8 protein-coding genes and 3 pseudogenes are annotated in these 8,952 nt (G+C 70.7%); 9 read left to right on the plus strand and 2 right to left on the minus strand.

Translation table 11 applies throughout. The annotated features are described in order from the left end of the window. From C1A33_RS35740 to C1A33_RS14565, 4 genes and pseudogenes are all read left to right on the plus strand, one after another. Window positions 1–369 (plus strand): annotated as a pseudogene (locus C1A33_RS35740) (group II intron reverse transcriptase/maturase); the annotation flags it as partial. Between the two features lie 71 nt (window positions 370–440). Then, window positions 441–626, plus strand: a pseudogene (locus tag C1A33_RS14555) (IS66 family transposase); the annotation flags it as partial. A gap of 173 nt (window positions 627–799) precedes the next feature. Further along, the gene (locus tag C1A33_RS14560) at window positions 800–1,471 is read left to right on the plus strand and encodes an adenosylhomocysteinase (protein WP_243407557.1); all 672 of its coding nucleotides are present in this window, start codon (window positions 800–802) and stop codon (window positions 1,469–1,471) included. Window positions 1,472–1,480: 9 nt separating this feature from the next. Beyond that, a complete protein-coding gene (locus C1A33_RS14565) occupies window positions 1,481–2,029 on the plus strand; it encodes an NUDIX hydrolase (protein WP_101832047.1) in 549 nt (182 codons plus the stop codon). Here the strand turns inward: C1A33_RS14565 and C1A33_RS37925 are convergent. Then, window positions 1,921–2,694 (minus strand): annotated as a pseudogene (locus tag C1A33_RS37925) (hypothetical protein); the annotation flags it as partial. The gene C1A33_RS14565 and the pseudogene C1A33_RS37925 overlap by 109 nt on opposite strands. 98 nt (window positions 2,695–2,792) lie before the next feature. Between C1A33_RS37925 and C1A33_RS14570 the strand changes: the two are divergent. From C1A33_RS14570 to C1A33_RS14580, 3 genes are read left to right on the plus strand one after another with little or no spacing between them, the layout of a single operon-like run. Next, window positions 2,793–3,542, plus strand: a complete 750-nt coding sequence (locus tag C1A33_RS14570; protein WP_101832048.1) for an SDR family NAD(P)-dependent oxidoreductase — start codon at window positions 2,793–2,795, stop codon at window positions 3,540–3,542. A 49-nt stretch (window positions 3,543–3,591) separates the two neighbouring features. Further along, the gene (locus tag C1A33_RS14575) at window positions 3,592–4,587 is read left to right on the plus strand and encodes a TauD/TfdA dioxygenase family protein (protein ID WP_101832049.1); all 996 of its coding nucleotides are present in this window, start codon (window positions 3,592–3,594) and stop codon (window positions 4,585–4,587) included. 59 nt (window positions 4,588–4,646) lie between these two features. Then, a complete protein-coding gene (locus tag C1A33_RS14580) occupies window positions 4,647–5,483 on the plus strand; it encodes an aspartate/glutamate racemase family protein (RefSeq protein WP_133150674.1) in 837 nt (278 codons plus the stop codon). 36 nt (window positions 5,484–5,519) lie between these two features. Here C1A33_RS14580 and C1A33_RS14585 read toward each other — a convergent pair whose 3' ends face one another. Next, the gene (locus C1A33_RS14585; protein WP_101832051.1) at window positions 5,520–6,707 is read right to left on the minus strand and encodes an RNA-guided endonuclease InsQ/TnpB family protein; all 1,188 of its coding nucleotides are present in this window, start codon (window positions 6,705–6,707) and stop codon (window positions 5,520–5,522) included. A 96-nt stretch (window positions 6,708–6,803) separates the two neighbouring features. Here C1A33_RS14585 and C1A33_RS14590 point away from each other — a divergent pair, with 96 nt between their 5' ends. Continuing rightward, window positions 6,804–7,751, plus strand: coding sequence for an isocitrate lyase/PEP mutase family protein (locus tag C1A33_RS14590; protein ID WP_101832052.1), 948 nt, complete (start codon window positions 6,804–6,806; stop codon window positions 7,749–7,751). Continuing rightward, window positions 7,741–8,895, plus strand: coding sequence for an acyl-CoA dehydrogenase family protein (locus C1A33_RS14595; protein ID WP_165818390.1), 1,155 nt, complete (start codon window positions 7,741–7,743; stop codon window positions 8,893–8,895). The genes C1A33_RS14590 and C1A33_RS14595 overlap by 11 nt, the downstream gene beginning before the upstream one ends. Window positions 8,896–8,952 lie beyond the last annotated feature (57 nt).

The raw sequence follows: 8,952 nt of genomic DNA on the forward strand, positions 1-8,952 counted from the left end.
TCCCCGGACGACCCGGCCCTGGCCGGGTACTGGGCCCAACGCCGCCGCCGGAAACAGAAACACGGCGACGGCCTGCCGCCGATCGGATGGCGCCGCACCAGCCTGCTCAACAAGCAGAATAGCCGTTGCCCGATCTGCCAGGGCCTGCTGGTCCCTGACGTCGAACACCCACCGCTCAGCCCGGAAGAATGGGAACAGTGGGCGGTCGACGTCCGCCGAACGGTCACCGTCACCACGACCGCCGGCCCCAGCGCGCACGACCGACAGCCACGCCTTGTCCACGAGCACTGCCGGCAGCGGTGGTACCAGACCCGGCGCCGGCCGGCACAGCCAAGCCAGAACTCGAGACGCCCTGCGGGGCTTGCTTGAGCCGTGTGCCGCGACGAGTGGCACGCACGGTTCTGAGGGGGCCCCGGCGCTGCAAGGCGCCGGGGCTACCCGACCGCGACATCCGCATGATCAAACTGCGGCAGAAAGTCTCCGGCTGCCTACGCACCCTCACCGGAGCCAGACAGTTCTGCGCGATCCGCAGCTACCTGTCCACCGCCACCAAACACGGCATCCCCCAGTTCCCCGCCCTCGTCCAACTCGCCGAGGGCCGCCCCTGGATGCCCACAACCACCTAACCAAAGATCAAAGCGGTACCTGACCAGTTACCCGTGCGCTACCGTACTTCGCTCCGGCTCTTCCGCAACTCTGCCAGCGCTTCAGTGGCCGCATTCTCGGTATCGTGGAGGACACCGAAAACGGCTACCAGAAATACCTGGCAGGCGGGAAGCCACCATGTCCGGTCGTTTCGGTGGCTCGAAGCCCGCTGAAGCTCCCCGAGGACTACCTTGTCGGGCAGTCGGTAGTCTTCTCCGCGGAATCGCTGCTGCGCGCCCACGGGAACATCCTGGACGGCGGCGAGACGTGTGTCATCGGCTACGGTAAGATCGGCCGCAGCGTCGCGAACACCCTCCGGGTGAAGTCGGTGCGCACGACGGTGTTCGAGACCGATCCCGTTCGGGCGGTCGAAGCGATGTCGCACGGGTTCGCGGTGAGCAGGTCGAAATCCGAAGCGCTGGCGCGGGCGAACATCGTCGTGTGCGCGACGGGCAGCCGGGCCCTGACCGGCAACGACTTCAGCGCGCTCCGGTCCGGGTCCTACCTGGCGTCGGTCACCTCGTCCGACGATGAGCTCGACCTCGAAACGGTGATGCGCTCCTACCAGCAACGCCGACTCGGCCCCCATGTGACACGGCTGTCGAGGACCGGTCACTACTTCTACCTCCTCAACGACGGTAACGCCGTCAACTTCGTCCACGGTGCCGCTGTCGGTCCTTTCATCTACCTCGTTCAGGGCGAGATTCTGGCTGCACTGGCGATGCTGGCCTCGGGCCGGCTGGCGGAACCGGGTCTGCACCAGGTCCCCCATCGGGTCCGTGAGAGCATCGCGCGGGCATGGCTCCGCACCTTCAACGACGAGTGAGGATCCTCGGTGAACGAACACGTCCTGGCCGCGGTTCGGCAGTATCTCGATGTCCACCCCGAGGAACGCGGCGGGCTCGAACCCCTGCTCGACCTCGCTGCGGGCACGGCGCCGGTCGCGTCTCGCCGCACCGTCCCGGGACACGTCACCTGCGGTGCGATTGCCGTGGGAGAGCACCGGCGAGTGCTCCAGATCCGACACAGGAGTCTCGATCGCTGGCTGCTGCCGGGGGGACACGTCGAAGCCGACGACCGCACGTTGCAGGATGCCGCTGTCCGGGAGCTCTCCGAGGAGACCGGGATCCCCGCGTCGGCCGTCAGTCCCATGACGGGGTACCCGATCGACATCGACGCGCACGACATCCCCGAAAACCCCGCGAAGGGTGAACCCGCCCACACCCACTACGACTTTCGCTTTCTCCTGGAAACGAAGACCCCGGGTCCGGGCGGTCACATTGATCTCCAGCTGGAAGAAGTGACCGCCCACCGCTGGGTTCCGGCATCGGAACTCACTGGACGGCTCCGCGACAAGGTCACAGCCGTTCTCCACGACGCGTGACAGACGGCTAACCGCTTCGAGGCTGACCAGGGACACCGCCGGCGAGAGGACCCGCCGCCGGCGATGCAACCAGCCGGCGACAAGGCCGGGCGGGACTGGAGCACATCCCGACCGCCCGCCAGGCTCTCCCCGACCGTCGTCCACTGAGGCGGATAGGACCTGTCGCCCACGCTCGACCAACGACCGGCAACGGTGCCGGCGACCGGGACCGGCCCGGACTGGTAGCCACACCCCCCGGCTGCCGGTTCGGGGCTCTCTGCATTGCGGGACCGCCGCACTCCACGGGAAGTGGATCTCACCTGGCCCTCGGCCGGCCGGCTGTACTTCCACACCGCCCGCGACCCGGTGCCCCCCCGTGACCGGGAACGGCCCGCTCGTCCCCGTACCCACCGGCGTCGGACTGTTCCCCGGCGAGGTGTTCTACGTCCCGCGCCGCTCGGTGGAACGCGACAGCGACCTGCGGCTGTGGTCGTACCACCCGGCCGGCGGCCACTTCGCCGCCTGCGAGCAACCCGACGCCTTCGTGGACGACCTCCATGACCGTCGACGGCGAGGACTGGGAGTTCATCCCCGACCCGCGCGGCACGATGCCCGGCATGCTGCGCAGGCGCCAACCCATCAGACGACGGCGGTCTCGAGGAGTTCCGCGAGTTCGCGCCCAACCGGGCTTCACGCCGTCGCGGTGCAGGCCACCGGGTCTACCACCCTCTTGACGCGCCAACAAACCTATCATAGCAATGATAGGACGGTTAGGAGGCCGGTCATGGAGCTGGGGATCGCCGGACACGTCGCGGTGGTGACGGGTGGTGGTCGGGGGCTCGGGGCGGGCATCTGTGCCGCGCTGGCCGCCGAGGGCGCCCACGTCGTGGTGCTCGATCAGGACCGGGAGTCGGCGGACACCCTCGCCGGCAGGCTCCGGGGCGACGGCCTGCGCGCCGAGGCGGCGGTGGCCGACGTCCGGGACGACGCCGAGATCCGCCGGATCATCGACGGCGTCGTCGAGCGCCACGGCTCCCTCGAGATCCTCGTCAACTGCGCCGGGCTGTCCCGCGACGCCCCGATCGCGTCGATGACCGACGAGGAGTGGCAGCTGGTCCTCGACGTCTGCCTCACCGGGCCGTTCCACGTCACGCGGGCGGCGGTACCGCACATGCTCGCCCGCGAGTACGGCCGGATCATCAACATCTCGTCGCGGGCCCGCCTCGGCGACCGCAACAAGTCCAACTACTCCGCCGCCAAGGCCGGGCTGGTCGGTTTCAGCTCCGCGCTCGCCCTGGAGCTCGCGTCGTCCGGCATCACCTCGAACGCCATCGCTCCCGGCTACATCGAGACCGAGCGCGTCCGCTCGCTGCGCTACTACGAGCAGCTGCACGCACGCGCCATGGAGCTGACGCCGACCGCGCGCTCCGGGCAGCTCGCCGACGTCTCCGACGCGGTGCTCTACCTCGCCGCCGCGCAGTCGGGCTTCATCACCGGCGAGGTTCTGACGGTCGCGGGCGGCCGGCTGCGATGAGCGCACCGCGGCCACGCTCCGACCGATCCCAGCAGCGGGGAAGGATGCCATGACCATCACCATCACCTCCCTGGACGCCGAGTTCGGCGTCGACATCACCGGCGTGGACCTGGAGAAGGCCGCCTACGACCACGGCTTCCTCGTCCAGCTGCGCGCGGCCCTCGACGAGCACCGCGCCGTCCGCCTGCGCGACCAGCGGATCTCACCGAAGACGCTGACCACCGTCACCGAGTACTTCGGCCCGCTGCTGGACATCCGCCGGGCCGGTGGGAACGCCCTGCACATCCCGGGCCACCCGATGATCAAGGTCATCTCGAACGAGAACGACCCCGAGACGGGCCGCGCGCTCGGCGACGGCAACAACTCCGCCCAGGTCTGGCACACCGACAGCACCACCTGGGAGGTGCCACCGAGCCACATCGCCTTCTACTGCCGGCGCGCCCCCACCCCGGCGCCCGCGACCCGTTTCCTCGACATGATCAAGGTGTACGCGTCGCTGCCGGAGGCGACGAAGGAGCGCATCCGCACGCTGCGGGTCATGCACCACATGTTCCCCCGCCAGATCGAGGTCGACATCGCCCGCAACGCGCCGTCGCGCCCGGTCGAGGACCGCCGGGTCGGGCGCATCCACCCGCTGGTCCGCCGCCACCTGCCGACGAACCTGCCGATCCTCTACCTGCCGGTGCGCCGCGACAGCCTCGTCGTCGGCTGGACCGAGAAGGACAGCCGGGCGCTGCTCGACGAGCTGTGGGACCACACCGAGGCGAGCCCGCACCGGATCAGCGTGCCGCTGGAGCCCGACGACGTCGTCATCTGGGACAACGCGGCCCTCGCGCACAGCCGCGACGGCTGGCCGGACAGTGAGGGGCGCACGATGTGGCACGTCTCCGCCGAGGGCGAGGTTCCGACCCCCCGCTACGGCGAGCGGGCACCGAACCCGATCGGGCTCAGCCGAGAGGAGGAGCGGGCCGCCATCGCCCCGTTCATGCAGACCATCCCCGCCGTCGAGAGCACGCCCGTGGGATCCGCGGCGGCCGCCGGATGAGCGAGGCGAACGGGAACGACACGACCGGCACACGCGGCACGACCGGGACGACCGGCGCCATGAGCGCCGTGGACGCGCCGGTGCGGATCTGGCACCAGTCGATGGCGACGCTCGCCGAGTTCGGCCCCTACCAGGACCTGCTCGCGACGCACATCGCGGCGGTGGCACCTGCCGGTGTCACCGTCGACGTGCACGGGATCTCGGCGACGTCGTATGGCGGGCGGGCGCCCGCGCACGTGCTGCGCTACCCCTACCTCAGGCAGGTGATCCAGACCCAGGCGATCGACCTGTGCCGGCAGGCGCAGGCCGAGGGCTACGACGCCGTGGCGCTGGCCACCTTCGGTGATCCCTACCTGCGGGAATGCCGCTCGATGGTCGACATCCCCATCGCGTCGATGCCGGAGAGCGCGCTCGCCGTCGCCGGGACGCTGGCCGGGCGCGCCGCGCTGATCAGCCTGGGGCCCGGCGGCGTCGGGCGGCTGCGCGAGCTCGTCGACGGGTTCGGCGTGTCGTCCCGGGTCAGCGGCATCCATCCGCTGAACCCGCCGGTCGCCGAGGACATCCTGGTGCGGCTGATGTCCGAGCCGACGCTCGGCGCGTTCGCCGAGAGCCTGGAGGCGGTGGGGCGCGAGGCGGCCGCCGCCGGCGCCGAGATCCTGATCCCCGCCGAGGGCGCCCTCAACGAGCTGCTGTGGTCACGGCGCGTCACGACACTCGCGGGGCTGCCCGTCCTGGATGGGCTCGGCGTGACCCTGGCGTACACCACCATGCTGGTCCACCTGCGCCGCGCGGGCGGGCTGGGTACCAGCCGGGTGTCCACCTACGCGACACCGCCCGCGGACTGGGTGGCCGAGATCGAGAACGCCGTCGGCGAGGCACGGGGAGGCACACGTTGACGTCCTCCCCCGCGTGAACGCGGGAGATTCCAACTCCTACACACCCACCATGGGAGGTGCGCGGTGTTGAGGTTCACGGTTCGCGGGCACCGGCAACCCGGCGCCTCCCCGCGCAGTCACGGCCCGTCCGGCCGCGATATTACATGCCGCGTTCACGTCAGCGTTGGCCGTGTGCCCGCAGGCCGCACACCGGAATACCGCTTGGCTCTCGCGGTTCCCGGGTGCCACATGCCCGCAGGCCGAACAACGCTGAGACGTGAAGGCGGCCGGGATCTTCTCAACCCGGCCGGAGGCTTTCTGCTCCAGGCGCTGAACCAGCAATCCCCAGCCGTTGGCGAGGATCCCCCGGTTCAGGCCGGCTTTCTGCCGCACGTTTCGGCCCGGGGCTTCGACGGTGCCACGGGCGGAGCGGGTCATGCCCCGGATGTTCAGGTCCTCGACGCGGATCAGGTCATAGCGTCGGGCGAGATCGGTGCTGGTTTTCTCCGCCCAGTCCTTCCGCCGGTCGGCCTCGCGGGCGCGGAGCAGGGCGATCTGTGCCTTCACCCGGCCGCGCCGGTTGCTGCCCCGCCGGGCCCGGGCGAGACGGCGTTGCAGCCGGCGGAGCCGGGCGGCCTCGGCCGGCCGCAGGCCGGGGCATCGCAGCAGCTCCCCGGTGGACAGCGCGGCGGATATCTTTACGCCGCGGTCCATACCGACGATCTCGCCCGTACCCGGGGCTTCGACCGGGTTGGGTGCGACGGCGAACGCGACATGCCAGCGGCCCGCACGATCCCGCGTGATCCGATACGACTTGAAATCGGGTACGGGGCGCGACAGGCGGAACTTCACCCAGCCGACTTTCGGCACCCAGCACCGGGACCATTTCCGGCTCAGCTTCTCGACCTTCGCCATCCTGCCGACGATCTGGAAGCCTTCGGACTGGCCGCGCTTTCGGAAACCGGGCTTCCGGTGCGAACCGCCGAAGAAGTTCCGCAAGGCCTGATCGAAGTCGCGCAGCGCCTGCTGTTGCACGGTTTGCGAGCCGGCTCGCAGCCAGTCGAATTCCGCCCGCACTTCTGTGAGCTGCCGGCAGCGTTCCAGATGGTTCGGCGCCTTGCCCCGGTAGGGGCTCCACCATCCCTGCTGCTCAACCGCCAGATTCCACACGAAACATGCATGCCCGCAATGCTCGGCCAGTCCGGCGATCTGTTCGACGGCCGGGTAGAGCCGGTAGCGGGACACGCTCCCATTTTACCGAAGGGATTCGCGCATGCGTTCCAGCATGAGGCACCGTTTCCTCCCCGGCCTGAAGGCCGTGGTATCCACGGTGAACACCCGATGAGCGGTGCGGACCATCGGGCGCGGCTGCGCGCCCTGCTCGACGCGCCGGGGGCGGCGATCGTGCCCGGCGCCCCGGACGCGCTGACCGCCCGGCTCGTCGAGCAGGCGGGGTTCCCCGCCGTCTACCTCAGCGGCGCGGGCTTCGCGAACGTGGAACTCGGCGTGCCCGACGTCGGCCTGGTCTCGCTCACCGAGATCGCCGAGCAGACGGAACGTATCCGCGAGGCCGTCGACATCCCGCTCGTCGTCGACGCCGACACCGGCTTCGGCGGCCCGCTGAACGTCCATCGCACGGTGAAGCTGCTCGAACGGCGCGGCGCGAGCGCCCTGCAGCTCGAGGACCAGGTGTTCCCCAAGCGCTGCGGTCACTTCGAGGGCAAGGAGGTGGTGTCCGCGGCGGACATGGTGGCGCGCCTGCACGCCGCCGTCGACGCCCGCACCGACGAGAACCTGATCATCATCGGCCGCACCGACGCCCGGGCCACCGACGGGCTGGACGAGGCGATCGAGCGGGCGCTGCGCTACAAGGAGGCCGGCGCCGACGTGCTGTTCGTCGAGGCGCCGCGCGACCGCGCGGAGATCGAGCGGGTCGCCCGGGAGCTGCCGGGCCCGCTGCTGCTCAACATCGTCGAGGGCGGCAGGACCCCGATGATCCCCGCCGACGAACTCGGGGCGCTCGGCTACTCGCTCGTGCTCTACGCCAACGCGGCGATGCGCGGGGCGATGCGCGGGGCGCAGCTCGTCCTCGCCTCGCTGCGCGAGCACGGCGAGTCCCGCCATGTCCTGGACGCGATGATCGGCTGGTCCGAGCGGCAGACGCTGGTGAACAAGCCGGCCTACGACGCCCTGGAGCAGCGCTACCGCGTCAGCCCCGATGCCAGCCCGGACGTCAGCCCCGACGTCACCCCCGACGGCGCGCGGCCGGAGGCCAGCCATGCTCTCTGACGACGAGAAGGCGCTGTTCCGCGAGACGGTGCGGGACTTCGCCGCCAAGGAGATCACCCCGATCGCGGAGAGGCTCGACCGCACCGACGCGTTCCCGCACGACCTGCACCGCTCGATGGCTGCGGGCGGCCTGGTGCAGCTCGCGGTCCCCAGCGAGTACGGCGGGCCCGGCGCGGGCATCACCGCTGTCTGCATCGCCCGCGAGGAGGTCGCGGCGGCGGGCTCGATGGCGATGGCGACGCTCGCCGGCCAGAACAACAACATGGTGATGCCGGTGCTCGGCTACGGCACCGAGGAGCAGAAGAACCGCCTGCTCCCCCAGCTCGCCGAGGGCGGCGTGAGCCTGCTCGCGTTCACCGAGCCCGAGGGCGGCTCCGACCCGCGGCGCATCACCACCACCGCGGTGCGCGACGGCGACGAGTGGGTCATCAACGGCGCGAAGTCATACATCACCTGGGGCAAGGTGGCCCGCTTCGCGATGATCGTCGCCCGCACGGGGGGCGTGCCGGGCGGGCGCGGGCTGTCGACGTTCGTCGTCGAGACCTCGGCGCCCGGGTTCGTCGAGGACCGGCACAACGTCAAGATGGGCCAGCGCGGGCTGCCCAACGTCGACCTGCGCCTGGTCGACCTGCGGGTGCCGCACGAGAACCTGCTCGGCGGCGAGGGGGGCGGGCTCGCCGCCTCGCTGCACGGGCTGCAGATCAACCGGCCGGCGATGGCGGCGATCGCGCTCGGCGGCGCCCGCGGCGCGCTCGACTACGCCATCCGGTTCGTCCGCGAGCGCGAGCAGGGCGGCCGCGGCCTCGCCCGCCACCAGGGCCTGCGCTGGATGATCGCCGACGCGGCGACGAAGCTCGAGGCGGCCCGGCGGATGGTCTACGGCGCCGCCGAGCTCATCGACGCCGGCGCGCCCTCGGCGCAGGTCGTGCAGATGTCGTCGATGGCCAAGTACTTCGCCACCGAGGTCGCCGTCGAGGTCGTCTCGACGGCGGTGCAGCTGCTCGGCGGCGCGGGCTACCTCGCCGAGCATCCCGTCGAGCGCTTCCTGCGCGACGTGCGGGTGGCGACGATCTACGAGGGCACCAGCGAGATCCAGAAGAACACGATCGCCCGGGGCATCCTCGGCCGAGAGACCGAGGTCTGACGGTGACTACTCCGACGGCTGAAGCCGCCGGCTTCTCAGGCGACTTGCGCGGCCCGA

It is taken from the genome of Frankia canadensis, from assembly GCF_900197875.1.
Taxonomy (GTDB): domain Bacteria; phylum Actinomycetota; class Actinomycetes; order Frankiales; family Frankiaceae; genus Frankia; species Frankia canadensis.

Excerpts from the sequence above, each read along its gene's own strand:
- C1A33_RS14570 (WP_101832048.1), top strand. The coding sequence starts at position 2,793 with ATGGAGCTGGGGATCGCCGGACACGTCGCGGTGGTGACGGGTGGTGGT.
- C1A33_RS14575 (WP_101832049.1), top strand. The coding sequence starts at position 3,592 with ATGACCATCACCATCACCTCCCTGGACGCCGAGTTCGGCGTCGACATC.
- C1A33_RS14580 (WP_133150674.1), top strand. The coding sequence starts at position 4,647 with ATGAGCGCCGTGGACGCGCCGGTGCGGATCTGGCACCAGTCGATGGCG.
- C1A33_RS14590 (WP_101832052.1), top strand. The coding sequence starts at position 6,804 with ATGAGCGGTGCGGACCATCGGGCGCGGCTGCGCGCCCTGCTCGACGCG.
- C1A33_RS14595 (WP_165818390.1), top strand. The coding sequence starts at position 7,741 with ATGCTCTCTGACGACGAGAAGGCGCTGTTCCGCGAGACGGTGCGGGAC.